The following is a 26,852-nucleotide window of genomic DNA, read 5'->3' on the forward strand; positions in this document are numbered from 1 at the left end:
CATCCGTTAATTTAAAACTGACCCTTATTCAAAATAGAAAATGAAAATCATCATTACTCTTTTACTTTTTATCTCTGGAATTTTGTTTTCTCAAAATCAAAGATTTATCTATGAATATTCGTTCAAGATGGATACCTTAAACCAAGATAAGGTTGAAAAGGAGATTATGAATCTCGATATTACCCAAAAGGGATCTTATTTTTACAGCGCTTTGTTGATTACGCGGGATTCTCTTTTCAATGCAGAACTTGAAAAAGGAAAGGTTTCAAATACCATCCATATTGATCTTAGAAAGATCCAACATCCGAAAGCTAATTTCAGAATTTCCAAAATATACCCAGGCTTAGAAACAGTGTACCACACTTCACTTAATGCCAGTAATGTTGCCGTAAAAGAACTCAATAAAATCAATTGGGAGGTTCTTCCTGAAACAAAAACCTTCGAAGGTTTTAAAGCGCAGAAGGCTATCACCCATTTCGGCGGAAGAAACTGGATTGCATGGTTTACCAATGACATTCAAATTCAGGACGGACCTTATAAATTTTGCGGCCTGCCCGGCTTGATCTTACATATTGAAGATGAAGAGGGAACTCATATTTTCAATATGGTTGGAAGCCAGAAGCTCACCGACAGCTTTTCACTTATCGATGCAAAAACCGCAGAAATCTTCCTGACAAAGGAAAAATTCAATAAACTTTGGCATGAATATATAAAAGATCCTGCTAAAAACATCAAACTAATGCACAGCTCCTCTGGAATGTCAGAAACCATAATGTTTGATTCAAATACCAAAAATCCCCTGAGCAAACAAGAATTAATCAGAAACAAAGAAACGCGCGCAAAGGAATTCTTAAAACGATTCAATAATTTTATAGAAAAGGAGTTGTACAAATAGTCTCAGTATTAGATCATCTTTGTGGATTACACATTCCCTACTTTTTATCTTCATTAAGTTTTTGGATTATTCTTCAGGATTAACATCTCCTTTTCCCCCCAACAAGCTCCATAATAGCGACTGCATCAAGTTCCATGAAAAAAAAACCGTTTTGTATCAAAGCATCACATTCCGAAGTTTTTGAAATGAACTCTGCGCTTGGGATAACCTCTTTGAAGAAAATTACGGGCTTTGTCATTATTCGTATATATTACATATTCGCCAGTTTGACCATCAAACAAATGCAATTCTCCACCTTTTTTCAACCCTACAAAACAATGTCCTATTGTGGAATCTTCAAAAGTTCCTTTTATGTGATATTTATCTTTAACGCCATAAATTACAACAATATCTCCTTCTGTCATTAATTGCTTTATTCTTGGAATTGTTTTAGGTTTGGAACTATGAGTAGCATAATTGGCAGCAGTATTTAACATATATCTTGGAGAAGCACTTCCTCCCCATGATGCATTAAATCCTGCCTGTGTTGCAAAATCCTTAGAACATTCAATACTTTTGATAGTAGTCATACAATCCTAAAGTTCAAGGATGAAGAATTTTCCAGAAAATTCGAAAATTAATTTGGAAAAGATGTAATTAAACTGTATAAACTTAAATAATATTTCTAATAATAGCCTATTTCTAAAATATAAAATAAACTAAAGTGTGATGCATTGTATTTTTATATTTCAAAAGTATTTTATCTTAATTTTATTTGTAATTTAACAATCTGAGCTAAGTGTCACATATAGAATGATTTGGCGCAAACCTGAGATATATCCATATTGTAACAAGAAAAAAGATAATTAAAAGATTGCAATAAAATAGTACCATGATAAAATATGTCAATATCAAATTGTTATTAGTCCTTCTTGCCATTGTTTTTGCATTTGATTTAGTATTTATAGCTATGGATCATAGTTCATGGCGGTTTTTTACCAAGCCACTTTTGTTACCTATTATTATCTGGTTTTATTTTACGTATTCTCAACAAAATGTATTTCGGATCAACCAATGGTTTTTATCTGGATTAATTTTGAGCTTTTTGGGTGATGTGTTTTTGTTATTTGGATGGGGATTTATGCCCGGTTTGGGAAGCTTTTTATTGGCTCATATTTTTTACATCGCTTATTTTTTTAAGATTAAAAAGAAAAATGCATGGAGTTGGCTTCCCTTTGTTTTTCTATATTTAGGTTCATTTATTTACTATATATATCCCTATTTAAACGAAATGAAGATACCCGTGGTGATTTACGGAATTACCATTGCTACGATGCTGTATTTTAGTATCAGTACTTATTCTTCATTATTAATCCTAGGAGCGATTTTGTTTGTAATATCAGATTCTGTATTGGCCATTAATATGTTTGTACAGCATAGTATTGAGAAAGAACTTGTTGTGATGATTACTTATGTTTTAGCCCAATTGATGTTGGTGTTGGGAGTGGTTGGTATTGAAAAAAAGAACAGAATTATTCGATAAAATCAAGACTTATGAAAAGATTTTTTCATAGTATCGGGCTATTCTGTCCATTGGATTTTACTGATCCTGTTACTTATTTTATTCCTGTGTTTATCTTCTTGATAGTAGGGGAAATATTTTTGTATCAAATTCCTCAAAAAGTATTTACAAAAAGACTCATCAAAGATAATGTATCGAGTATCGGATTGGGGATAGGGGCAGTAATGTTAGACTTTGGGATGAAAGCTATTTCATTGTCCTACTTTTTTTGGATTTACAATCATTTTAGACTTACTGATATTTTCGGGATCAAAGATTTCAACAAATTCTTCACTTTAAAATGGCATGCAGATCACTGGTGGCTTTGGTTATTGGTTATGATTGTTCAGGATTTTGGCTTTTACTGGCATCATCGGTTGAGTCATAAAATCAGATTATTCTGGACAGGTCATGTCAATCATCATTCGGCTAGTCATTTGAGTCTTGCTATTGCATTGCGTCAAGGATGGTTTGAAATCGTATATCGAGACATTTGGTATATCCCTTTTATCATTATTGGTTTTCATCCTATTATGATTGCTATGATGCATCAATTTAACTTGATTTTTCAATTTTGGCCACATACCAATGCTATTGGAAAATTAGGGTGGTTCGATAAAGTATTCAATTCTCCTTCCAACCATCGGGTGCATCATTCTAGAAAAATTGAGGATTTAGATAATAACTATGGCGGCATTTTGATGATTTGGGATCATCTTTTCGGCACGTACAAAGCCGAAGAAAAGAAAACGATGGATTACGGCATTTATCATAACATTCATACTTATAATGTTTTTCATATCGTCTTTGATGAGTTTGGAAATATGATAAAGGATGTCCGAAATGCACCTACATGGAAAGCGAAATTGGGGTATATATTCAATGCTCCGGGCTGGCATCATAATGATAAAGATGAGCGGATTTCTACTTTGAAGCGGGAATTAGAAGAAAAGATGAATTGATGGTTGTCTTGCATGAAAACAAATACGATTCTCGTCAGGTATGCAATTTTTTCATAGCAAGTAAGAATAATCTAACCTATAACATTTGACCGTCTGATTTTATAAAACTAAAAGATTTCATAACAAAGCGTCATAAAACAGTAAACTATCTGGTTGTAGACCAGCTTGACCGTTTTAGCCGTGTAGCTAATGAAGCCTTTACAATGATGAATATCAGTATAGCCGACCAGAAATCAAGCAATTTAGGACATAAAAAAAGGAGACATTCATTTTTGAATGTCTCCTTAAGTTTATTGAATATTTTTCAAAAATTCCATCAACGATAATTCGTACATTGTAATAGATATGACTTAATCTAATAGTTAGCCATTAAAAAACTACCCAAAATGTACATTTCTACAACAGGATAGGTAGAAGCTGAGCCAAACTTTCTATCTGTAAAAAATTATTTGGTTTGACTTTCTCATCATTTTTTTCATGCTCCCAGGTTATATGATACGGAACATGTATTGCTTGCGCTCCGACTTCTAAAACGGGCAAAATATCTGAATTTATTGAATTCCCAATCATCAAGAAATTTCCTGCCTCGCATTCAAGTTTACTCATGAGCTTTAAATAATCATTATTCTTTTTATTACTCATAATCTCAACATGATGAAAATACTTTTGGAGACCCGAATTATTTAGTTTCCTTTCCTGGTCCAAAAGATCGCCTTTGGTGGCTACTATCAATTTGTAGTTTTTATTAAGTTGAGCCAATGTATCTTCTACCCCATCCAGCAATTCAATTGGCATCCTTAATAGATCCTGCCCAATTTCTATAATCTTATTCACTGTTTTTAAAGATAATTGGCCTGCTGAGATTCTACTCGCTGTTTCTATCATACAAAGTATAAAACCTTTCACTCCATATCCATATAAGGACAGGTTATTCATTTCCGTTTCAAACAGTTCTTTTGATATTGAATGTTGAGGAAGATAATTTTCTAATAATTGGCAAAATTCAACCTCTGCCTTTTGGTAATAGGGTTCATTTATCCATAAAGTATCATCCGCATCAAAGGCTATAATCTTGATGGACTCTCTATTTATATTCATTATATTAATTATTCAATTTTTAATATTATCTAATTTGGGTATTACTGTACTGTTCCCATAAAGATATCAGATTTAATTCTGAATCATAGATAGCATTAAACGCAAAAACCTCACCTTTAGAAACATAATCGTATATATATAAATCAGTTAAAGGTGTTGGAATATCCGCCAAATTTTCAGCTTCTATCCATTCTAGTTCTCCTTCATTACAATATGGGGCATCTACAAATTCGATATCTGATACATATACATAACTTATCCAATTGTATTTTACAGGTGAAGTTTCAGTTAAAATCCCACAAAACTGTTTCGAAGTAATATGAATTCCCGTTTCTTCCATTACTTCACGTACAACGGCATCGTCAGGATTTTCAAATGGATCTATTTTTCCACCAACAGGAACATACATATCTTTATTTGGTTCTTTTAGTCGTTTTAGCAACAAAAATTTATCCTTGTTTCTTAATATACATAGCGTAGCTACCTTCTTCATTCCATTCACACAATTATTCATGTTTTTTACCTTTTTAAACAAAAATAATAAAATTCCAAAAGAGTTTTCAATACTTGAACTGCATATATCTTCAACAAAATTATAAATTACCTCTTGTATCTTGAGCTATGAGATTGAATGGTTAAGGGAATATTGAACACATAATAATAGAAATCTTCTAATAGCAAATATTTTCTTATATTAAGAAATATTCAAAACTCGAACACATTTTTACATTATTCCAAAATAATATAACCAGTTGAAAATCAACACGTATAGAATATATAAAAAAAGGAGACATTCAAAAATGAATGTCTCCCTAAGCGGAGAGTGAGGGATTCGAACCCCCGGACCTGTTACAGTCAACAGTTTTCAAGACTGCCGCAATCGACCACTCTGCCAACTCTCCCTAAACTCCGGCTATACCGTTGTTTTCAGTGGTGCAAATATAGAACGATTTTTAATTTCTGCAAAACTTTTTCCACACAAATTTTAACAAAACTTAATAATAGACTAGGAATCAGGGGAATTATTTTTTATTAAATAAACTGTTCAATTTTGCAAACAAATCTATATTTATAATTTAATGCTTATTAATAAAAAAAAAGAAGCAAGTTACCTTGCTTCAAAAATACGTTGGCCAGGCCTTGCTCTACAGTATTGACTTACATGTTCAACGCGCCCATAACGGACCCTAATATAAGCTCTTACAAAGACGGACTTTAATCCTACGCACACCAAACATCTTGTTCTCATAGTATAATTATTTAAATTAAATTAATTATAACTTAAAATCACTATGATCTGTTTGGTACTTACAAATATAGAATATTTAAAATAAAAATCAAATATTTATATTTTGAATCAGCTCTATCTTAAGGTTTTACTTTGTTCATACAAACTTATTAGATGAAAAACTGACATATCGATTAATGGTTCATACATGAAAGAATTAATATGAATATTTTCAGGCGTCATTAAATTAACCCTATCAACAATAGATGAATTAATACTTCCATTATATTTTTTCTTATATTCTTTAGACAAGGCTTTTGTTTGATTAAATTGAATCTTTTTCATGTCTATTCCCGTTAATTTACTTAATAAATATTGTTCAGTTTTTAATCTACTGGCTAATGCTAAAGTAATTTTATTTTCCAATAAAATTTCATTAACATTTTGTTCAGCCACAATTGAATCTGCTACAGCAAAAATAAAATCCTGAATATTTAAATCAACATCAAAATTAATATTAACATCTTTTAATTTGGATATTCTATTTTTGAAAATATTAAAAACATTCCCAACAGTAATATCTTTTGAATTCTCTCGATGATGCAGACAGCTAAGAAGTAATTGACAATCGTCTACTTTAGACGATTCAGAATATTCAATTAGATTTCTAACAAATGCAATTAAACTTATGAAAATCTTTGAATCATGACATTTTTTCAAATATTCTTTAAAAACTCCTTTTGCATATAATCCATGTTTTAACTCGACCAACCTATTTTCATCTTTTATAGCCATAAAAAGTGATTGTTCAGGTAGTTCTAATCTTAATGCTAAAGTTCTATAAAAATCAAAATTATGAGTTAAAATCAATAGTTTGAATTTAGATAGCAAATGTAGATCACTTATATATTCAATTATTGCATATTTATTTTTATAATCAAAGGAATCAGCTATATCATCAAAAATAAGTATCGTAGTATTATCAATAAGCATTCTAGATTCAATTTCAAACAAAAATTGTAAGATAAAATAAGCCCTTTGTTCCCCTTTGCTAAGAATTTTCAAAATATTTTCTTTTGTCTGCTTGACTGGTGTGTCATTGGAGTCTTTATAAATAAATTCCAAATTAGCAGTTTCCTGTTTAAGAATAACATCTTGTTGATTTTTTATTCCCACAGTAAAAGGAACATAAAACCTCTCATTGAACTTTTTTATAATTTCAATCCAGCGAGATTTTTCTTCATTGGCATCCTTGATTATATCTTCTAATTCTTTCTTTTTATTTTCATACAAATTTGTTAAATCATTAACATCCTCTTTTATTTCAGAAAGGTAACTATTCCAAACTTTTTTCTTAAATTCATTATAATCTTTAAGTTCAACTAATAATGAATTATCATCTTCAATAACTTTTTTAAATGCTCTAAGTTCACCATTTGCTCCAATAGCTTTATCCACTTTATCAAAAGACTTTTTTAACTTTTCATCAGCAAATATCTTTTCGATTTCTTGTTCATATAAAGTCTTTAATTCTTGGAAGTTTTTAATTTCTGTCCCATCTTCCAAAATAAAAATATGACCTGCCTCAAAATAAGCATTATCTTCAATTGATTTTATTATTTCATTCGCTTGGTAAGTTCCAAAAGAATTATCTGAGTTAATTTTAAAAAGTCTTGAATTAGAGATTATATCATTATAGTTATTAATATAATCTTCCAAAATAGCTTCGTTTTTATCTAAAAACTTTTTTACATTTCCTTTTGTATCAAATACATCATTATATTTAAACGTGATAGCTTTATTATTATCACTTAATTCAGAGTTGTTTTTAATTAAAATATCTAAAAATGTATCATTTGTATTTTCACGAAAACTACCTACATATTCTCCTTCACAATCATTACTTTTGGAAATTTGCTTAAGTTTTTTAAGAAGATCTCCTTTAGCATTATTTATCTCTTTATATAAAGAATCATATTTATCTTTTAATTCTGTACTTGCAATAAACGATGTTATCTTATCAGCTGCATCAAAAGTGCTATCTTCTGCATTAATAACTAGAATAGAATTTGGATTTATTGGTTTTCCATCACATAAAATTTTATACTTTGATTTTCTATTATATACATAATCTTTTGGAATGTCTTTATTATCACCTTTAGAAACTAAATCTAAAGTTTTAGCAAATGAAGTCTTCATAGTGCCATTTGGAGCATATATAATAAGAGAATTTGATTCTTCAAAATTAAAGTTTTGATTTAATTTACCTATACCAAAGCAATTTTCAAGTTCAATTGATAATATATTCATATGATTAGTTTTAGTTATATAGATTTAAAAACAAAAATAATCATTATTGAAGCTATTACTCTACGGTTTTCCATAATACAAAAACTTCCAAACTCTATTTACAAACATCCACATTTTTCACTACATTTGTAAAAACACAGGTATCCTATGACAATGGAAAAACTAAGAACTTTAAGAAAGCAGAAAGGCTATACTCAGCAGCAGATTGCTGATCTTCTTGCTACGGATGTCTCCAACTATAGCAGAAAAGAAAATGGAGATGTCAGAATATTTGATGACGAATGGGAAAAACTGGCTAAAGCTTTGGAAGTTCCTGTAGAAGATATCAAAGAAGAGAAAGAACCGAATGTTGTACAGAAAAATGAAAACATAACATTTAATGACACTAGTTCATTTCATCAGTCTGGCATCTATAATTGTAACGTTCCAAATTACTTATTAGAAAATCAACAGGAATACATTAATCTTCTGAAAGAGCAGATTAAGGCTTTAAAAGAAGAAAATGAAAATTTAAAAAAGGGATAATCTCCTCTACATAAAGAACAAAACGGCTTCCAATGGAAGCCGTTTTTATTTTATACCTGTAAAAAGCTCCTATTCACGGTCTACAATTGCAATGAAGCTATTTTTTAAAAGATCGGAAGGATATACAAACTGATCACCATCTTCTCCCTTTACTACAATAGCTCCCTGCTCATCGTTCAGGCATTTGTCCAACTGGGTTTTCAGATCATTAAGTTTTCCATGAGCAGCCTCAATAATATAAGTTCCTGTAACATGTGTGATTTTGATAACTTTGGTTTCCATATACATTTTGATTAGGAATTAAATGTAAGGATTTTACTTTAAGTATGAAGATATTTTCAGGAAGATAGACAAGCTGGCAGATACAAACTGGTTATTATAATGCCTTTCAGTGGAAGCCATTTTTCTTTTATTATTATCAAAACATCCATTTACCCCCTTCTAAAGCCCCTAAAGCCACTTCAATAAGGGTCGGGCGACCGTTCACCAACACCCTTTACCCCCTTACCCAAGGGGGTAAAGCCCCTTCACTAAGGGGGTAGAACCTCTTCCGAAGTGGCTGGAGACCGTACATGAACACCCTACAGGGGGTTATACAAGTCCCTGAAGACCCTTGAGCAAGTCCCTCCAGACCCTTTCAAAGGGTATATACCCTGTCAGTCATCAGATTGTATTATATTTGTAAGGTTTCAATACTATAATAAAAACTAATACTACTATATTCAGATGCTTATTCAATCCTTTATTAAAAAATCGGTTATTACCGCTTCATTAGCCATCACCTCTATGGCTTTTTCCCAAAAAATGCCTATTTCTGTTCTTCCTTCCGGTCATCTGGTGGTAGGCGCTGAAATAGATGGTAAAAAGGGAAATTTTATTTTTGACACAGGAGGAGGAATCAATCTTTTCCTGGGAAACTTTTCCAAAGGTCTGGAACCCAAAGAAACGTATAACTATTTAACGGCTTTTCGGGCAACCGGTGAGAAAATGACGATTCCTCTTTTCAAATCAAAAGAGATTATTTTTAATGGTAAAAAATTTAAAGATACCTGGTACTCCACGCATGATATGGAGATGAAAGGAATTGACGGTTTAATTTCCCTTCCAATGCTTTATGATACAGAGTTTATCATAGATTATACCACCAACGAGCTTATCTTTCCAAAAGAAAAACTGAATGGCAAGAAAGTAATGGATATCCAGCTTTCTACCAATGCAGACCAGTCCATGGACATTACAACCTATGTGCTTCTGAACAATAAATATAAGATTAACGTTCTTCTGGATTCCGGTTCCGGCAAAGATTCTTTCTGGCTGAGTGAACGCCTGATGAATACGATGGATATCAAAAAAGAAGGCCTGAATGTGGTTGAAAAGAAAAGTGAATTCAATCCTGATCTGACGACCAAGTTTTATAAAAGTGATATCGGCTCTATTTCTACCCCTTTTGCCACAGTTGAAAAGCCTAAGGTCTTTTTTGTAGACGGTCTTATTTATGAAGGTAAAACAAGCATCAACTGGCTGGGGAAAAAACTGGGATTCAATCTTAAGGAGAAGAAAATCTATATTCTGGATTAGAAATATAATTACAGAAAACGGCTGTATTAGAATTGTCATTCTGACGCAGGAAGAATCCCAAACATCAATAAGATTCTTCCTTCGTCAGAATGACAAACAGTATGAATATTCAGGGTAAGAGTTTCAATCTTATTTCCTTCAGCATCCCGCAAAATGATCATTTTTTATACATAAAACCTGTATTGTTATTCTGTCATTCCGTAGGAATCTAGATTGTTACTTTTTATTAAAAGACAAAAAAGATTGTTTAGATTCTTTCAGAATGACAAATGAGAACAAATGTATTTACAGATAGACATTATTTTCCTGTCGGCTCGAATAATTCAATCTTATTCCCTTCAGGATCTGCAAATGACCATTTTTTATACATAAAACCTGCATTGTTATTCTGTCATTCCGTAGGAATCTAGATTGATACTTTTTATTAAAAGACAAAAAAGATTGTTTAGATTCTTTCGGAATGACAAATGAGAACAAATGTATTTACAGACAGACATTACTTTCCTGCTGGCTCGAATAATTCAATCTTATTTCCTTCAGGATCCAGGATGTGCACAAACTTTCCGTATTCATAAGTAGCAACCTCATCCAATACCGTTACCCCTTCTTTTTTCAGTTCTTCTACCAATGCTTCAATATTTTCTACATGATAATTGATCATAAATTCTTTGGCAGAAGGTTCAAAATACTGAGTCGACTCTTTAAAAGGGCTCCACAGCGTATATCCTTCTTTCCCGGACTCTGCGTCTTTCCAGTCGAATTTCGCTCCGTAGGGACTGGTGGGTAATCCAAGGTGGGTTTTGTACCATTCATTTACTTGTTCCGGATCTTTGCACTTAAAGAAGATTCCTCCGATAGCAGTTACTCTTTTCATTTTTTATTCGTTTTTATTCAGTCTATAGTTTTCTGATGCAAATTTAATGTGTTTTGCAGTTTCACAAATATATTAATGTTTTGATTACCTATTTCACGAATTTCTCATTGAATATTTGATATGAAGAAATATTTTTGTTGGAAAACGCAAAGGCGCAAGTAATCTTAAAAAAGACTGTTATAAGGCGCAAAGATTTTATCTCCGATAAAATTGATAACTGCACATTTTTAAATCTCTCGCTGATTTTGCAGATAAAGCAGATCAATTATTATGAAAAAAATCTGCGTAATCTCCATAATCTGCGAGAACATTCACTGAAAATTTTCTGAAACATTTTATAATATTAAACCATTAAGATGAATTAAATAATTAAGAACATTAAGATAAAGCGCCACAATTTCTAAAACATCTTAGATGTTTCCTTAACTTTCCTTCACAGCTTCAAGTTCCTTAATGGTTTAAAATAATTTGAAGATCTCTTCTCCTTTGTGTTTTCCAATAAAAAAAGCGTACCCATGGGGTACGCTTTGTATTGTATAAGTTGAATACGATTAGTGTAATTCAGCTAAATATTTTTCTGCATCCATTGCAGACATACATCCGCTTCCTGCAGCGGTAATAGCCTGTCTGTAGATATGATCCTGAACGTCACCAGCAGCAAATACTCCCGGAAGATTCGTTCTTGTAGAACCTTTTTCAGTAAGAATATATCCGTTCTCATCAAGATCTACCTGACCTACGAAGATATCGGTATTCGGTTTGTGACCAATCGCAATAAAGATCCCTTCAACATCCACTGTAGATTTCTCCTGAGTCTGGTTATTGATGATCACTGCTCTTTCTACTAAACTGTTTTCTCCTTCAATCCCGATTAACTCGTGGTGGAATTTCACTTCAATATTCGGAGTGCTTTCTACTCTGTGAACCATTGCTTTTGAAGCTCTGAAAACGTCTTTTCTTACCAACAGGGTTACTTTCTTACATAATTTCGCAAGATAAGTAGCCTCTTCAGCCGCAGTATCTCCCGCTCCTACTACCACTACATCTTTTCCTCTGTAGAAGAATCCGTCACAGGTAGCACAAGCCGAAACACCACCTCCTGCATATTTTTTCTCATCATCAAGACCTAAATATTTTGCTGTAGCTCCTGTAGAGATAATCACTGTTTTAGCAAGGATTTCTTTGTTTCCTGCATATAATTTGTGAACACCGCCTACTTCCTTAGAGAATTCAGCTTTAGTGATCATTTCGTAGTGAACTTTGGTTTCAAATCTTTCTGCCTGTTTTTGCAGATCCATCATCATTTCAGGACCTGTAATCCCGGCTGGATACCCTGGGAAGTTATCAACTTCTGTAGTGGTTGTTAATTGTCCGCCCGGCTCCAGACCTGTATACAATTCAGGTTTCAAGTCTGCTCTTGCTGCATAGATAGCAGCGGTGAAGCCAGAAGGCCCGGATCCAACGATCACACAATCTAAAATGTTTTGCTCCATAATTTACTTTATTCGAAAAGATTTAATTTGAATTAAGACTGCTAATTTCGGAATTTTTAATTTCTCTTTAAAGTTATTTTAATGATACTTGTCAATATCTGATATGTTGAATTTCGATAGGAGTTGTTTTTGGGTTCGGTATTCGGGATTCAAGTTTAGGGGTTTGATGCGAAGATTAAAAACTTCTGTTTTCATAACCCGCATCAAGCATCACAGACTCACTTCATCACCACGTATCACGTAACTCATTGCCACACATCCTGTTTACACTTTCATCTTAATCTTATCTACATTGATAATTTTATATACCAATTCTCTGATCAGTTCCGCATCACCCATATTCACTGCTCCAAGTCCTTTTCCTTTCATATCAAATTCGCGAAGAATAGAAATAACCCTTGTCGCATGTTTTAAAGGATAAAGTCTTGCACTTTCTGCATAGTCTTTAATAAAATAAGGATTTACTCCCATTTGTGAGGCAATCGTTTGTGGAGACTGCCCTGCCATAGTCTGGTAGATAATAACGTTTGAAAAATAATTGTACAGGCTTGCCAGCATCATGACAAAAGGATTATTCTTCGGATTTTTTCCCATAAAATGGGCAATTTTAAAGGCTGCATTGGCATTTTTAGTTCCCAAAGCCTTTTGAAGTTCAAAAATATTATATTCTTTACTGATCCCGATATGGTTTTCCACGATCGATCCGTCAAGAATCTCTCCTTCTTTAAGAATGATCTTTAACTTGTTCAGTTCATTAGCAATTCTTGAAAGGTCGTTCCCTAAGTATTCTGCCAGAAGATGAGAAATATTGGGAGCCGTTTTGATAGACAGCTTTATACATTCATCTGAGATCCATTTGGGAAGATTATTTTCCTTTACAGATTCACTCAGGAAAAGAGCTTTGGCTTTGTCTAGCGCTTTGGTCGCTTTTTTTCTGCTGTCAAGTTTCTTATGTTTATGCGCAAAAACCAGCACTGTAGAAGGCACCGGATTTTCTACATAAGATTCCAGAATTCTGTTTTCCTCTTCATTGAATCTTAAATCCTGTGCTTCTTTTACAATAATCACCTGCTTATCACCCATCATCGGAAACTGTCTCGCCAGGGAAAGAACTTCCTGATAGGACGTATCTTTTCCGTAGGTAACCGTTTGGTTGAAAGCTTTTTCATCTTCTTCCAAAAAGTTATGCTCAAGCGCTTTTACCACAACATCAATAAAGTAAGCTTCTTCTCCGTGGAAAAAATAAATAGGTAAAACTTCTTTATTTTTAATATTTTTGAGGATTAAATCTAATTCTTTCATCTTACTAATGGAACTTCCAAAACTGAATTTTCAGGAAACTTTTGATTTTAAATTCAAGAAAGACAAAGATAAGTTTTTTATTTATGATTTGGTTCGTAAAACTTATCTTCTGCTCACTCCTGAGGAATGGGTCAGACAGCACTGGATACACTATTACCTTACCGTAAAATCCTACTCCACCTCTGCCCTGATTACCGAAAAAAAGATTGTGCTGAACGGTCTTACCAAACGAATTGATCTCCTGATTACAGAAAAAACAGAACCTATAATTCTGATCGAATGTAAAGCTCCACAGATTAAATTAACAGAAAAGACTTTTGAACAGACAGCCCGATACAATTCCATTATCGGAGCCCGGGAAATCATCCTTACCAACGGACTTCAGCATATCAATGCTTACTATAAAGACGGACAGTATCAGTTTTACAGACCGGAATAGCACAAAATCATTTCCGTTTACCAATATTGATAAGAACGGTAAAAAATTCCCATCCTTTGGAGGGATGATTCACAAAAATATTACGACTTCAAAACACTATTAATTATTATGAAAATAAAAAACATCATATTCGATTTCGGAGGGGTACTCATGGACTGGAATCCCAGATATTATTTCAAAACATATTTTAATGATAATGAAAAAATGGAATACTTCCTTGAAAACATCGCTCAGGATGAATGGAATGTAGAACAGGACAGAGGAAGAAGTCTTGCTGAAGGAACAGAAATTCAGGTGAAAAAATTCCCGGAATGGGAAAAAGAGATCCGCGCTTTCTATGACAACTGGACTGTGATGCTGAAAAGCGATATTCCACAGAATGTAGAGGTGCTCCGAAAGCTTAAAAATACGGATTATCATTTATTCGGACTGACCAACTGGTCTGCAGAAACCTTCCCTTATGCATTGGAAAACTATGATTTCTTCCAGATCTTCGAAGGTAAAATTGTAGTGTCCGGAACAGAAAAACTGATCAAACCTGACCCTAAAATCTGGCATGTATTGTTGGAAAGATACAACATCAAAGCAGAAGAATCTCTTTTCATAGATGATAATACGAAGAATATTGAAATGGCAAAATCACTGGGATTTATTACGATTCAGGTTTTCCCGGAGACAGACTTAGCAAAGGAATTGAAGAAATTTGGAGTTGAGGTTTAGTCTTTAAAATATTTTCTTAATTTTAATACTGCTTTTATCAATTTCTAACTCACAAACAATTAATTATGATACGTTCCATCTTATTAACCACCATGATGATCACCTCGGGAACCTTTTTCAGTCAGAAACTTAAAACTGTTTCTTATCAGGATGGTTCGCAGAAACTGAATGGTCTCATTACGTCCAATGCAGGAAAAAAACTTCCGGGTGTATTGATTCTTCCTGCCTGGAAAGGTATTGATGAAGAAGCTAAAACAGCAGCTGCGGAGCTTGAAAAACAAGGTTATATTGCCTTTATCGCTGACATTTACGGGGAAGGAAAAATTCCTGCCGACAATGAATCTGCGGCAAAGAGCTCAGGATATTATAAACAGAATTATCAGGAGTACCAGAAAAGAATTTCACTGGCATTAGAACAACTCAAGAAAAACGGAGCCATTTCTGATAAAATAGCGGTTATCGGTTATTGTTTTGGGGGTACAGGTGCGTTGGAATCCGCAAGAGGACATCTGCCTGTAGCGGGTGTGGTGTCTATTCATGGAAGCCTGAGCAGAGATCAAAGCAGAAAAAATGAACCCTTAACCGCAAAAATTCTGGTTGAGAATCCGGCTGATGATAAAAGTGTAACTCCGGATGATTACAATAACCTCATCAAAGAAATGAACGATGGAAATGCCGACTGGCAGATTATTACGTATGCCCATTCAAAACATACGTTTACAGATCCGAAATCTCCGGATTATAATGCAACAATGGCTAAAAGAGCATGGAACCATACTCTGATGTTCCTGAAAGAAATACTGAAATAGAATTACTAACCAAAATAAAAAAGGCAAATCCGCAGTTCAGTGGATTTGCCTTTTATTTTTTATCAGAATTAATTATGGTTTAGCTTGCAGCTCTACATCATATTTCTTTGGGGAATATTTGGTCAGAGAGCCTGTAGCAGCATCAATTCCCACTCCTATTGCTCCTCCGAGAATAATATTCAGTAAAGTCACAGCATTAAAGTTTTTGGTAAGCTTTACTTCTTTCTTCTCAAATCCTTCTTTTTCAAAGGTAACCATCTGCTTACCCAAAGCTCTTGGGATTTTAGTTGTACAAGGTGTTGTACATTTTTCTATTCCTTTGTGAAACACTTTTGCCCCTTCAGGATTTGAAGAAAAAGCTATTGAATCCTGAGTTCCTGTAAAAATGGTTGCACATGAAGTGGTAGAAAAGGCAATCCCCAGCATCAATACAATTGATAATTTGTTTTTCATAGATCTTAATTAGTTCATTTTTTTAAGTCCGCGAACTTACAAAATAATTCAAAAACAAACGCTATCAATGGATGCAAATATCTTACAAAACATAGTAATCATAAGGATTACAGGATAATAAATCACAAAAACGCACCTTAGTGCGCTCTTTCATCAATATTAGTTTTTACCGGTACATCTTTATTTTTTTATAATGGGTAATGAACCTGCATTTCCATTACTGGAGCTCCAGTTTACATAATAAGTTCCTGATAATCCTTTTTGAAGATCTATCGGCAGTTTATTAACCCCTGATTCAATATCTGTCTTATATCCATATAATGTTTTACCTGCAATATCAGTTACCATTACCGTAATGGTCTCTCTTCCTGAAGCAGTATACTCAAACTCTGAAAATCCGCTGCTTGGGTTGGGATAAAGTTTCGCTTTGTTCTGCCCAGCTGAAGTTTTACTAAAAGTTGAAGTTATAGGAGTACATGGGTTAGTATCACATATGTAGCAGAGAAATTTAGTACATTGAAGAATATAGGTTGTAGAAGTAGTACGGGTAAGAGTTACTCCATATCCATAACTGCTATTTGAGCCAATATCATAAAATAATCCACGATCCATCTCAGGGGTCCAGCATCCCGGAATAATGGTTGTAGCTCCTCCAATTGCCATTGGAATTGGATAATAACGGCTTGTCAGACCCGGATTAGGAAAAGATACTTTAAAAGTACGTATTACAGGTGGGCTTCCTATAGTTGTAAAGACATCCGGAAGTAAAAAATTTTGAGTAGTAATCTGACCTTCCGGAAAACCTTTTGTTTCTACTATTGAACCTGTCTTAAACTGTAATGATACCGAAGAGGGAACATATCCGGGAGCATTAGGTAATGGAACCGGGGATTGGTCTTCTCTCTTTACACTTACTGTTGTACCTGAGGGGTCAACGGGAACAAACTGAGCACTTAAAACTGTACTGCAAAATACAGCCGCTACAAGAAGAAAACCTGCTTTTCTTCCTCTTAAAAATGATTCTGATGATCTAAAGATCGTTGTTAAAGTTTTTTTCATAAAGTAATATTTTGGTGATAGCGTTCTTTCTTATCACGGGACGCCGTTACCGATAAACAGGTACAAGTTGTCTCTTTTTTAAGGAAAAAAAAAGAACCAATGAGTAAGTGAGCAGGATAAAAACACAGGCGAGTATTTTGTTATTTTGAATGCGTAAAAAAGCTGTAAATATGATGTTTGGGGGCATTTCTCATTCTGGGGAATTTTCTATATTAGCCTGAAAACTATGCATCATTACCGTCTCATATTATTCCTGCTGTTTCATAGCCTGCTGATATACAGTCAGAAGCCACAGCTCCGGCACTATAGCTTAAGTGACGGATTGCCCAGTAACACAGTATATTCTGTGTATCAGGACAGTAAAGGGTTTATCTGGTTCTGTACCAGCTGGGGAATTTCAAGGTTTGACGGGCATCATTTTGAGACCATCACCAGCAATCACGGACTTCCGGATAATGAAACTTTTCAGGCATGGGAAGATGAATGGCAGCGATTATGGGTAAGCACCTATAATGGAAGCCCCACCTATATTTATAATGGAAAGGTATATTCTGCACAGAATGACAAGCTATGCCGTCTCATGGAAAAAAGGAAAATAGGTTTTTATGATATTGCTCCAAGATGGAGCCCATACGCTGATCAGCATAAAAAATACAATATAGGTAAGAACAGCATTTCTAATCCAAAAGACAGCACAGCACAATCTCCGCACCTGCACTTCTCTGATCAAGGGAATGAGTACTATATCTCTACAAAAAGAATCATAAGGAAAAATCATCCGGGATCCACCCTTGTTTATACATTTAAGGAAAAAGCCATAAAACCTTTTTTTTATCTCAATGGCCATTTGTATGCGAAATACTATAATATTCTTTATGATTTGGTATTTAAAGAAAATATACCTGTTGTCAAAAAAATTGAAATGCCCAGCAATATCCTTGATCTTACAATAGGTAAAAATGGCAAAATATGGATCTGTACCACAAGCGGAATTCTGGAATACAATCCTGATGAAGGTACGAATCAAAATCCACGGTATATTGCAATGAAAGGCATTGTAAGCTATAGCAGTTTTATAGATAAACAAGGCAATAGCTGGTATCCTACCAATGAGGGTGTTTATATGCAGCCCACCAATAAGACCCTCGTGTATACTACAGCAGACGGGCTTATTGATAATAATGTTTTAATAGTAAAATACCTGTCTGGAGGAAAACTTCTGGCAGGATATAACAACAGTGCTGTTATGATAAGAGAAAAAAACAGCTTCAAACCATTATATACGCTGGGTGACGGACAATGGAACAGACTCCGGTATATTTTACCTATTAATGATCATATTTTCTTAGCTGGAACAGACAGAGGTTTATATCAATGCAGCCTAAGCGGAAATCAATACACAAAACTTCTTGAATATTCTCAGAAATCAGCCGCCATCAGAAATAATACCATCCTTCTAAGCCAAACGGAAACCAAACCGAGAAATCATCTTCTTTATGATCTAAAAGAAGGAAAATTCAGTCAGTTGCCTGAATTGAAGATTTCCATTGCAGCTCCGGCAACAGCCATTGATGCAAAGGGTGTGTATTGGCTGGGTACAATACAGGGTTTATTTTATTATAATCAATCTTTAAAAAAATTTATTCAGGATCCTTATTTAGGCAAAAACCGTATTACCTCACTGAATTTTCTGAAAGGCAGGCTTGTCATCAGTACTCATTCTGATGGTATTTTTATACGGGATGGCCAAAAAGTAATAAAGCTGAATACCACAAATGGTCTCATCAGTAATATTTGTGAAAAAGCTTATATAGACGAAAAGGAAAGATTATGGATCAATACAGACAAAGGGTTATCCAGGGTTACTTTCGATGACCGTATGCACTACTCTATTTATCATTTTTCGGCAGCTGACGGAGTTCCGAGCCACATGATCAATAATATTACCTTTGGAGAAGGAAAAGCTTTTCTCGCTACATCTAATGGTATTATTGTGATCAATCAGGATCAGGTCAGCAAAAGCCAGCCTTACAAAGTGTATTTCCTTAAAGCATCGTTTAAAGACAGCATTGTGTACTATCCCCAAAAGATCAGCCTGAAATACAACCAGAATAATGCTCAGATCTCTTACACCGCCATTTCTTATCTGGATGAAAAAGACATTAAGTATAAATATCTTTTGTCCGGAGCAGAAAATGATACCGTAATTACAGAAGAAAGTACATTAAATCTGGGTGCTTTAAAACCTGGAAACTATCAGCTCAACGTCTGGGCTTCCGGAAAAAACAATAGCTGGAATAAAACACCTGCCGTACTGGCTATTGCTGTAAAACCACCATTTTGGGAAGAGCTTTGGTTTATGGGCGGAATATTCCTGCTGCTGCTGATTTTAATTATTGTGATATACAGGCACCGCATCAATATTATCCGCAAAAAGGAAGCTGAAAAAACCGAAAGAAAAAAGATGATTGCTGAACTGGAAATGCAGGCGCTCCGTGCTCAGATCAACCCACATTTTATCTTCAATGTGTTGAATGCTATTCAGAATTATTATGGTAAAGAGGATGAGTTGAATGCCAATTATTATATGGCAGCCTTTTCAGATCTGATCCGCAAAACCCTTACTCACTCCAAAGAACACTGGAACACCATTGAGAAAGAAATGGCTATGCTGAAAACGTATATCGAACTGGAACAGATGCGTTTTAAGAATCATTTCACGTATGAAATATCTGTGGATGCAGGATTGGAACAGTTAAAAATTCCGACTATGCTCCTTCAAACCTATACTGAAAATTCCATCAGCCATGGGTTGAGACATTTAAAAACAGGAGGAATTCTGCAAATTTCCTGCAGCAGAAGTGAAGATTCTATCATATGCATTGTAGAAGACAACGGTGTGGGGTTTGAAAAAGCCCGTGAATTTGACAGCAGACCGGACGATTATAAATCCATGGGACTGAAAATTACTGCCGGCAGAATTTCCGCAATTAACGAACTATATGGAACATCCATTTCTACAGAAATCACGGATAAAAAGAGTATAAATCCGGATGTTCAGGGAACTATTGTAAAAATAACCATTAAAAACACTCCATTTCTATGAGCAGAATAAAGTCTATCGTTGTAGATGATGAACAGGAATCACGCGAAACTCTTCTTCGTTTTCTATCTAAATATTGTCCGGACGTTGAACTCATCGGGGAAGCCGGTTCAGTGAACGAAGCAGTGGAAGTTATCAGGGAAATGTCTCCGGAACTGGTTTTTCTGGATGTCAATATGCCTGTTGAAAACGGATTTAAGTTATTTGAAAAGATATCAGACCGTAATTTTTACACTGTATTTGTGACCGCTTATGATCAGTATGCTGTGCAGGCCTTTAAACATCATGCAGTAGATTATCTGTTGAAACCTATTGTGATCCACGAGCTGATCATTACCGTAAACAGGGTTGCCAGACTTTTGGAAGATAAAAATAAAATCCAACAGTTATCTGCTTTGCTTCATCATATTAAAAGTCCTGTAGAACAGAGCAAAATTGCGCTGCCAACCCTGGAAGGTCTTGTATATGTTCACACCATTGATATTGTACGTCTTCAGGCTGATGACAATTATACTTCTATTTTCTTCAAAGGAGGAAAGAAAATGATGATCTCCCATACATTAGCCTATTTTGAAGAAGCATTGAAAGAGCAAGGCTTTGTCCGTATTCATCATCAGCACCTCATCAATCTTCAGCATGTTGAAAAATACATCAGAGGACGCGGCGGCTATATCATTATGAGCGATGAAACATCTTTACAGGTATCACAGAGGAAAAAAGATGAGTTTCTCCGGATTATTAAGAGAATAAAATAATAGAAAAAGGCAAATTCGCTGATTCGCCAATTTGCCTTTTTATGTTTTGATTTTATTTATTCCTTATTCTTCTCTGTTTACCAACTCCATAGAGAAAGCAGGCAGGCAGATCGCAAGGTATTCACATGGTTCTGAAAATGGGTTGCTGTAACGGATCCTCGCCCCTTTTTCAATAAGAATGCTATGTCCTTTTTCCAAAACAACAATTTCGCCATCAATTTCAAATTGCTTTTTCCCTGAAATGATATAAGTGAATTCATCAAATTCAGGAGTCTGATGAGGCTCACTCCAATCCGGAGGTGCTACCATATGAGCGATGGAAACATTAGAATTTCCGGTAGAATTTCCCCAATGTTCTTCGATCAGCTTTCCGTCTGTAGTGGGAACTACAAATGGAGATTGTTGGATTTTATATTTTTTCATGCCCAGTCATCTTTTTTAATTTCATAAACAAAATTGGTTCTTGAAGGCTCTGCGAAATACGCTACTTCCTCTTCAGCAATCTTTTGTCCTCCAAGCCTTTCCAAAGCAGTCTGTGAACGGAAATTTTCTTTTCCAATATGGAAATGAACTTTGTCTACAAACTGAAAAATATAATCCAGCATCAGCTTCTTAACCTGAGGATTGATCCCTTTTCCCCAGGAGTTTGTTCCATAGAAAGTATATCCGATGAAAATATGATTATCCTCTTCATCAAAGTTATAATAACGGCTGCTTCCCAATACATTTCCGGTAGCTTTCTCCATAATTTTGAAAGCTCCTCTACTCTCCATAGCTCCTGTAAAAAAGTTTTCAAAAACTTCTCTCTTATAACGATCTTTGTTCGGATGTTGTTCCCAAACTTTAGGATCGGAAGCTACTTCATATAAAGATTCAAAATCCCCTTGCTGTAAGGGGATTAATTGAAATTCTTCATTCTCTAAAACAGGCTGAACAGAAAAATTCATTGTTTAACTCTTTTTAGAAGAATCTGATTCTATTTTCTTGATTTCTTTCAGTTTGTCAGAAATCTTGATTACTGTATCTAATTTTGACGGCTTCAACGGAACCTCTGCCTGAGCCATATCCCATTTGATAACTAAGTTTCCTGTGTTTTCGTCTGTAGGATTCAGGGTAATTTCAAACCACTCCTGTTTGTCTGTCAATTTATTAACGGGTACAGTAACATCTACTACATCCTGTTTAGGATCATAAGTATAAGCTCCCCATTGCTGGAAATCTTTATTCAGGATTACTTTCCATTCTTTTTCTGTAGGAACGATGAATAGTCCGTAAGTTCCTGCAGGTACTGTTTTTCCACCGAAGTTAACGGCTTGTCCGAAAGTAATTTTTGTTGATGAGTTAGCTCCTGCTCTCCAAACCTGGCCATAAGGAACCAATTCTCCAAAAATCTTACGTCCTTTCACTCCCGGTCTTCCATAGTCAATAGAGATTTTAGACATTGAAAACTGCTGCTCAACCTTCTGACGTGGACTTGCTGCCGGCACAGAATAATCCTGAGCAAAACTGAATGCTGAAACTGAAATGCAAACTGCTATTATTAAATTTTTCACGTGTAAATTTTTGCTTAAAATTACAAAAATCAAAACGAAATAGCTTTCACAAACTTCGTTAATTTTTGTTTTACCGATATTTTTCTATGAAGATATTTTTAATCAAATTCTTATAAAAAGTAAATGATTAACTATTGAACAATTTATTTTTCTTAATCGTTTCCCCTTTTCTAAGCAGGATGGCATGATAAACGGAAGGAACATCATTGGTCCATGTTTTCAGCAGTAAAAGAATCGCTATAATTTCTGCTCTAGTAAGGAGTCCAACCCAGAAACAAAGATTAAATAAAATCACTGACTGACATTGTAAAATAACCTGAATCAGTGTTCCAAAAAGAAATAAAGTCCAGATCTTGGCGCCAATGGAATGTGTAGCCACTTCCTTTCTGAATTTCAAAAAACTTACCAGATAAATCAGAATTTCAGCACCTGTAAGAATTATGATTTTATAAGCATTGGTTTTGAAAAAATCAGGGCATTGTATATAAGCAGCAACACCTACTGAGATGAAAAAAATCTGATCAACAGTAGAATCCAGACGTCTGAGTTTTTGCGTTGAAATATTAAGATGTCTGGCAATAATTCCATCAAAAATATCGGTTAATAATCCTAAAGATAAAAGAACAACAGCGATTGTCTGATAAAACTCTACTTTAATAAGGCTTAAGGAAATAATAACAAACCCAATAATAAGCCTTGAGAAAATTAAAATAATCGGAATTTTTGATGTCATAAAATGGTAAAATAGGATTCTAATGAATAAAATCTATGCCATAAATTCTTTTGAGAAGATTACTAAAACAAAATAGCCTTTTCAAGCTCCAATAGCTTTTGTTTTCTCCAGATTCCTCCTCCATATCCGGTTAACTGCCCATTACTTCCGATCACACGGTGACAGGGAATTAAAATTGAAATTTTATTTAACCCGTTTGCATTAGCCACCGCTCTTACGGACTTAGGGTTCCCAAGGATATCAGCCTGTTCCTGATAACTTCTTGTTGCTCCGTAAGGAATTTCTCTGAGAATATTCCAGACTTCTTTCTGGAAAACCGTTCCTACCAAAGAAAGAGGAACCGTAAATTGAGTTCTTTTTCCTTCAAAATATTCTTTGAGTTCTTCTTCCAGCATAGTAAAATGGGGATTTTCCCCCTGGATAATATTCGCTTTACAATATTCTGAGATACTTTTAAGTTCTGTAGGAAGCGCTTTTCTATCTGAAAATTCCAGCAGGCAGATCCCAAATTCATCAGCACAGGCTATCATCGTTCCCAGCATGGTTTCAATTCTCTTCAGGTCAATCACTTTTTCCATGCTATTCTTTTTAGGAGAAACCCCAAAAATATTTTTAAAACTCTCATTAAAACCACTCAGACTTTCATATCCTGTATCAAATGCAACTTCTGTAACTGATTCTCCCTGCTGAAGTTTTTTAAAAGCAGTATTGAGTTTCGACATCCTCTGAAAGGCATGAAAAGTTATTCCATGGTGTTTCAGAAACCATCTCCGGATTGTTGCGGGTTCCAGCCCTCTTTTTACGAGATCATAATCTTTAAACTTCAAGGTGGGATCATCAGCAATTTCTTTCAGTAATTCCTTGATATATGAAGGAGTTGCATTGAGGTTTTCCAAAGGTCTGCATACTTTACACGGGCGATAGCCTTTTAACATCGCATCTTTAGTATTGGAAAAAAACTCTACGTTTTCAAATTTAGGTTTCCTTGCCGTACAGGTGGGTCTGCAGAATATCCCTGTAGTCTTTACGCCCATCCAGAATATTCCCTCGAATGAAACATCCTTCATATAAGATGCCTCGTACATTATTTTTTCTGTGAGTTCCATGATTCAATAAAAAGGGGTGAAAATCTTCCTGCTGTTGTCATCGTCTTACTTGTTTTTTCAAGCTCTCTGTACATAAAACAGTCTGGCTTTTCATGTACTTTTGCACTTTCTCCATTCCCAAAGAGTAATGGTTCTTTATCATGAGGTAATTGCTTAAAACCAATCATATTTTTTTTATTCAAAAGTAGAAAGATCATTGCGCTCTATACAACCGAAAAATGAACAACTATTTTTTAAATTATCATGTAAAACTGAAGTTCGGGGTTAAAATAAAATTGCTTTTTCAAGTTCCAGCAGCTTTTGCTTTCTCCAAATACCACCGGCATAACCTACCAATTCACCATTAGAACCTATTACACGATGACAGGGAATTAAAATGGCGATTTTATTGATTCCGTTGGCTGTTCCTACGGCACGTATCGCCTTCGGATTTCCTAATATTTCTGATTGCTGCTTATACGTTCTTATTTCTCCCATGGGAATTTCACGGAGCAACTGCCATACTTTTTCCTGAAACTCAGTTCCTGTGGTCAATAAAGGTGTTTCAAAATGGCTTCTTTTTCCTTCAAAATATTCTTCCAGTTCTTTTTCCAGCTGTGTGAAATGCAGATGTTCTTTCTCTACAATCTCAGCTTTCAGAACCTTTGCCAAAGCCTTCAGTTGTTTATCAATATTCTTCCGGTCTGTGAATTCAAGCAGACATATTCCCTGATCTACAGCACAGGCAATCATTTCTCCCAGTGGAGTTGATATGTTTTTTTGGTGTATTTCCATTTCATGACAATAAAAAACCTCATAAGCTTTCTTACGAGGTTTAAATTTATATAAAAAATAATTTAATATCCATAAACAGCAGATACTCTTACATAATCATTTGGAGTATTATCGATCTTCTCCTGATAATAAATAGTGAAAGGGAGATCACTATTTTGATATTGAGAAACCATTTTAATTTCTTTTTTCGGGCTATCAGGCAGCGAACCGAAATAATACACAACTTTTTCACTTATATTATTCCTGGAAATCTGTGAGTAATCCTGAAGCATGAAAATGTTATAAGCATATTCAGGTAGTGCCAATATTCTGTTCCTGTCAATCAAAAAATCAGGATTTATATTATTGTCATATTCATAAGTGATAACATTTCCTAACTTAGATAAATTTCCTTCTTCATATCTTTCAACCTTTGTTACATTCTTATTATTCATATAGATTTTAAGCATATCTGTATTGAATGGTATACCAGAATAATTATTAATATAGTTTTTCACAATAATGATATCTCCAGAGGGATATTCAAAGGTTTTGTAATTCTTCACATAGTTCACATCTATGTTTTCTACCTTTATAAGTCTTTGATTATTATCATAAATAAGCTTTCTTTTTTCGCTGAATGGAGAGGCATCAGAAAGTCCGGGATAAGTGTTTCCTTCAATAGAAATTGAGGTGAGTAATCCGTTGGTATAGCTAAGATTTTCAGTATAATTTCCATTAATATCCCAAACCTTAACCAATTTATCATTGTCGTACTCAAATTTAAAATCAAGTTTCTCAATCATAGAAACTACCCCATTTACCTGCTCTTCATCTTTAATAGTAAGCGTTTTAATTTTACCTAATGGTGGATCATTATTGGGGGGTTGATTGTCTAAATCATCTGAACTTCCGCATGCTACAATCGAAAAGAATAAAATTCCTAATAAATATTTTTTCATAAAAGGTTTTTAGCTCCGCAAAACTATGAAAAGTTCATAAATAACTCCAACATTATGAACTGACTATTTTCTGAATCTGCCTCATATGCCTCGCATTATGATAGATAACAAAACGGAAAGTATCCCCCAGTTTCAGTTTGATCAGCTTTGAAATACTGATGCTTGTTTTGGTTTTTTGCAGATCAACGTTATGGGCTTTTTCTAATAATTCAAGGAACTGCTGTTGCTGGACAATAAATTCATTCACAACATTTTTATTCAACTGGCTGTGTAGAGGATTCATTTTCTTAAGGGTTTTCATCTTATTCAGTTTCTCTTTGGGAAGCATACTTTTCGCAAAATAATTCCCTAGAATTCCTGGTTTGAAAATAGTTTTCGAAGAAGTTTTGGATGCAGCTATTCTGTTGGTAATTTCAGGAATATAAAAGTCTCCGTATCGGTTGAGATGTTCCAGACATTCCAATGGACTCCAGCTGTCTGCCGAAATTCTGAAGTTCAGCTCTTCTTCCGTTTTTTGCATAAGCATTTGCGCATATTGAATATGCTGGCTGGTTCTTCCTTTTAATTCATCCAATAATGCTGATGTTGAAATTTTCATTATA

General features: G+C 34.4%; 30 protein-coding genes and 1 tRNA gene. 10 read left to right on the forward strand and 21 right to left on the reverse strand.

Features of this window, described 5'->3' with window-relative positions; translation table 11 throughout:
• Window positions 1–40 precede the first annotated feature (40 nt).
• Window positions 41–895: a GLPGLI family protein gene (locus CQ022_RS16850; protein ID WP_105683480.1), complete on the forward strand. Its 855-nt coding sequence runs from the start codon at window positions 41–43 to the stop codon at window positions 893–895.
• 164 nt (window positions 896–1,059) lie between these two features.
• Here CQ022_RS16850 and CQ022_RS16855 read toward each other — a convergent pair whose 3' ends face one another.
• Window positions 1,060–1,464 (reverse strand): hypothetical protein, encoded by a 405-nt coding sequence (locus CQ022_RS16855; protein WP_105683481.1) that lies wholly within the window; start codon window positions 1,462–1,464, stop codon window positions 1,060–1,062.
• Between the two features lie 302 nt (window positions 1,465–1,766).
• On the opposite strand from CQ022_RS16855, the gene CQ022_RS16860 reads away from it, so the two are divergent.
• Window positions 1,767–2,417, forward strand: a complete 651-nt coding sequence (locus CQ022_RS16860) for a lysoplasmalogenase (RefSeq protein WP_105683482.1) — start codon at window positions 1,767–1,769, stop codon at window positions 2,415–2,417.
• A gap of 11 nt (window positions 2,418–2,428) precedes the next feature.
• Window positions 2,429–3,397 (forward strand): sterol desaturase family protein, encoded by a 969-nt coding sequence (locus CQ022_RS16865; RefSeq protein WP_105683483.1) that lies wholly within the window; start codon window positions 2,429–2,431, stop codon window positions 3,395–3,397.
• A 396-nt stretch (window positions 3,398–3,793) separates the two neighbouring features.
• On the opposite strand, the gene CQ022_RS16870 is transcribed toward CQ022_RS16865, so the two are convergent.
• The 4 genes from CQ022_RS16870 to CQ022_RS16885 all read right to left on the reverse strand — a co-directional run bounded on the left by CQ022_RS16870 (window position 3,794) and on the right by CQ022_RS16885 (window position 8,033).
• Window positions 3,794–4,495 (reverse strand): HAD family hydrolase, encoded by a 702-nt coding sequence (locus tag CQ022_RS16870; protein WP_105683484.1) that lies wholly within the window; start codon window positions 4,493–4,495, stop codon window positions 3,794–3,796.
• Between the two features lie 25 nt (window positions 4,496–4,520).
• Window positions 4,521–4,988: an NUDIX hydrolase gene (locus tag CQ022_RS16875; RefSeq protein ID WP_228421760.1), complete on the reverse strand. Its 468-nt coding sequence runs from the start codon at window positions 4,986–4,988 to the stop codon at window positions 4,521–4,523.
• Between the two features lie 324 nt (window positions 4,989–5,312).
• Window positions 5,313–5,397, reverse strand: a tRNA-Ser gene (locus CQ022_RS16880).
• A 461-nt stretch (window positions 5,398–5,858) separates the two neighbouring features.
• Window positions 5,859–8,033, reverse strand: a complete 2,175-nt coding sequence (locus CQ022_RS16885) for an AAA family ATPase (protein WP_105683486.1) — start codon at window positions 8,031–8,033, stop codon at window positions 5,859–5,861.
• Between the two features lie 153 nt (window positions 8,034–8,186).
• Between CQ022_RS16885 and CQ022_RS16890 the strand changes: the two genes are divergently transcribed.
• Window positions 8,187–8,558 carry a helix-turn-helix transcriptional regulator gene (locus CQ022_RS16890; RefSeq protein WP_317046951.1) on the forward strand — a complete coding sequence of 124 codons (372 nt, stop codon included), beginning with the start codon at window positions 8,187–8,189 and terminating at the stop codon, window positions 8,556–8,558.
• 69 nt (window positions 8,559–8,627) lie between these two features.
• Here CQ022_RS16890 and CQ022_RS16895 read toward each other — a convergent pair whose 3' ends face one another.
• Window positions 8,628–8,840: a glyceraldehyde-3-phosphate dehydrogenase gene (locus tag CQ022_RS16895; protein ID WP_079241254.1), complete on the reverse strand. Its 213-nt coding sequence runs from the start codon at window positions 8,838–8,840 to the stop codon at window positions 8,628–8,630.
• A gap of 444 nt (window positions 8,841–9,284) precedes the next feature.
• Between CQ022_RS16895 and CQ022_RS16900 the strand changes: the two genes are divergently transcribed.
• Window positions 9,285–10,136 (forward strand): hypothetical protein, encoded by an 852-nt coding sequence (locus CQ022_RS16900; protein WP_123864451.1) that lies wholly within the window; start codon window positions 9,285–9,287, stop codon window positions 10,134–10,136.
• Between the two features lie 35 nt (window positions 10,137–10,171).
• On the opposite strand, the gene CQ022_RS23260 is transcribed toward CQ022_RS16900, so the two are convergent.
• The 4 genes from CQ022_RS23260 to holA form a co-directional block, all read right to left on the reverse strand.
• On the reverse strand, window positions 10,172–10,297 hold the full coding sequence (locus tag CQ022_RS23260) for a hypothetical protein (RefSeq protein WP_262497587.1): 126 nt from the start codon (window positions 10,295–10,297) through the stop codon (window positions 10,172–10,174).
• A 335-nt stretch (window positions 10,298–10,632) separates the two neighbouring features.
• Entirely contained in the window at window positions 10,633–11,010 is a 378-nt protein-coding gene (locus CQ022_RS16905; RefSeq protein WP_105683489.1) for a VOC family protein, read from the reverse strand.
• 551 nt (window positions 11,011–11,561) lie between these two features.
• Complete coding sequence (gene trxB, locus CQ022_RS16910; RefSeq protein ID WP_105683490.1) at window positions 11,562–12,503, reverse strand: thioredoxin-disulfide reductase; 942 nt, start codon at window positions 12,501–12,503, stop codon at window positions 11,562–11,564.
• A gap of 264 nt (window positions 12,504–12,767) precedes the next feature.
• The gene (gene holA / locus CQ022_RS16915; protein WP_105683491.1) at window positions 12,768–13,805 is read right to left on the reverse strand and encodes a DNA polymerase III subunit delta; all 1,038 of its coding nucleotides are present in this window, start codon (window positions 13,803–13,805) and stop codon (window positions 12,768–12,770) included.
• A 7-nt stretch (window positions 13,806–13,812) separates the two neighbouring features.
• On the opposite strand from holA, the gene CQ022_RS16920 reads away from it, so the two are divergent.
• The 3 genes from CQ022_RS16920 to CQ022_RS16930 all read left to right on the forward strand — a co-directional run bounded on the left by CQ022_RS16920 (window position 13,813) and on the right by CQ022_RS16930 (window position 15,773).
• Entirely contained in the window at window positions 13,813–14,244 is a 432-nt protein-coding gene (locus CQ022_RS16920; protein ID WP_105683492.1) for a type I restriction enzyme HsdR N-terminal domain-containing protein, read from the forward strand.
• A 108-nt stretch (window positions 14,245–14,352) separates the two neighbouring features.
• Window positions 14,353–14,964, forward strand: a complete 612-nt coding sequence (locus CQ022_RS16925; protein ID WP_105683493.1) for an HAD family hydrolase — start codon at window positions 14,353–14,355, stop codon at window positions 14,962–14,964.
• 65 nt (window positions 14,965–15,029) lie between these two features.
• The gene (locus CQ022_RS16930; RefSeq protein ID WP_105683494.1) at window positions 15,030–15,773 is read left to right on the forward strand and encodes a dienelactone hydrolase family protein; all 744 of its coding nucleotides are present in this window, start codon (window positions 15,030–15,032) and stop codon (window positions 15,771–15,773) included.
• A gap of 72 nt (window positions 15,774–15,845) precedes the next feature.
• Here CQ022_RS16930 and CQ022_RS16935 read toward each other — a convergent pair whose 3' ends face one another.
• The gene (locus CQ022_RS16935) at window positions 15,846–16,226 is read right to left on the reverse strand and encodes a PEGA domain-containing protein (RefSeq protein ID WP_105683495.1); all 381 of its coding nucleotides are present in this window, start codon (window positions 16,224–16,226) and stop codon (window positions 15,846–15,848) included.
• 180 nt (window positions 16,227–16,406) lie between these two features.
• Complete coding sequence (locus CQ022_RS16940) at window positions 16,407–17,285, reverse strand: T9SS type A sorting domain-containing protein (RefSeq protein WP_105683496.1); 879 nt, start codon at window positions 17,283–17,285, stop codon at window positions 16,407–16,409.
• A 226-nt stretch (window positions 17,286–17,511) separates the two neighbouring features.
• Here CQ022_RS16940 and CQ022_RS16945 point away from each other — a divergent pair, with 226 nt between their 5' ends.
• Together CQ022_RS16945 and CQ022_RS16950 are read left to right on the forward strand one after the other, a co-directional pair.
• Window positions 17,512–20,391 carry a sensor histidine kinase gene (locus tag CQ022_RS16945; RefSeq protein WP_105683497.1) on the forward strand — a complete coding sequence of 960 codons (2,880 nt, stop codon included), beginning with the start codon at window positions 17,512–17,514 and terminating at the stop codon, window positions 20,389–20,391.
• The gene (locus tag CQ022_RS16950; RefSeq protein WP_105683498.1) at window positions 20,388–21,143 is read left to right on the forward strand and encodes a LytR/AlgR family response regulator transcription factor; all 756 of its coding nucleotides are present in this window, start codon (window positions 20,388–20,390) and stop codon (window positions 21,141–21,143) included. The genes CQ022_RS16945 and CQ022_RS16950 overlap by 4 nt, the downstream gene beginning before the upstream one ends.
• Window positions 21,144–21,206: 63 nt before the next feature.
• On the opposite strand, the gene CQ022_RS16955 is transcribed toward CQ022_RS16950, so the two are convergent.
• The 9 genes from CQ022_RS16955 to CQ022_RS16995 form a co-directional block, all read right to left on the reverse strand.
• A complete protein-coding gene (locus CQ022_RS16955) occupies window positions 21,207–21,566 on the reverse strand; it encodes a cupin domain-containing protein (protein ID WP_105683499.1) in 360 nt (119 codons plus the stop codon).
• Window positions 21,563–22,090, reverse strand: coding sequence for a GNAT family N-acetyltransferase (locus CQ022_RS16960; RefSeq protein ID WP_105683500.1), 528 nt, complete (start codon window positions 22,088–22,090; stop codon window positions 21,563–21,565). Before CQ022_RS16960 ends, CQ022_RS16955 begins: the two co-directional genes overlap by 4 nt.
• Before the next feature lie 3 nt (window positions 22,091–22,093).
• Entirely contained in the window at window positions 22,094–22,696 is a 603-nt protein-coding gene (locus CQ022_RS16965; RefSeq protein WP_105683501.1) for a DUF2911 domain-containing protein, read from the reverse strand.
• Window positions 22,697–22,823: 127 nt separating this feature from the next.
• Window positions 22,824–23,429: a CDP-alcohol phosphatidyltransferase family protein gene (locus CQ022_RS16970; protein WP_105683502.1), complete on the reverse strand. Its 606-nt coding sequence runs from the start codon at window positions 23,427–23,429 to the stop codon at window positions 22,824–22,826.
• Window positions 23,430–23,491: 62 nt separating this feature from the next.
• Window positions 23,492–24,535 carry a bifunctional transcriptional activator/DNA repair enzyme AdaA gene (locus tag CQ022_RS23300; protein WP_105683503.1) on the reverse strand — a complete coding sequence of 348 codons (1,044 nt, stop codon included), beginning with the start codon at window positions 24,533–24,535 and terminating at the stop codon, window positions 23,492–23,494.
• Complete coding sequence (locus CQ022_RS16980; protein WP_123864452.1) at window positions 24,514–24,702, reverse strand: hypothetical protein; 189 nt, start codon at window positions 24,700–24,702, stop codon at window positions 24,514–24,516. The genes CQ022_RS23300 and CQ022_RS16980 overlap by 22 nt, the downstream gene beginning before the upstream one ends.
• A 97-nt stretch (window positions 24,703–24,799) precedes the next feature.
• The gene (locus tag CQ022_RS16985) at window positions 24,800–25,309 is read right to left on the reverse strand and encodes a methylated-DNA--[protein]-cysteine S-methyltransferase (protein WP_105683505.1); all 510 of its coding nucleotides are present in this window, start codon (window positions 25,307–25,309) and stop codon (window positions 24,800–24,802) included.
• A 62-nt stretch (window positions 25,310–25,371) separates the two neighbouring features.
• Window positions 25,372–26,250, reverse strand: coding sequence for a hypothetical protein (locus CQ022_RS16990; RefSeq protein WP_105683506.1), 879 nt, complete (start codon window positions 26,248–26,250; stop codon window positions 25,372–25,374).
• A gap of 52 nt (window positions 26,251–26,302) precedes the next feature.
• Entirely contained in the window at window positions 26,303–26,848 is a 546-nt protein-coding gene (locus CQ022_RS16995; protein WP_105683507.1) for a DinB family protein, read from the reverse strand.
• Window positions 26,849–26,852 lie beyond the last annotated feature (4 nt).

This window comes from Chryseobacterium culicis (assembly GCF_002979755.1).
Lineage (GTDB): Bacteria > Bacteroidota > Bacteroidia > Flavobacteriales > Weeksellaceae > Chryseobacterium > Chryseobacterium culicis_A.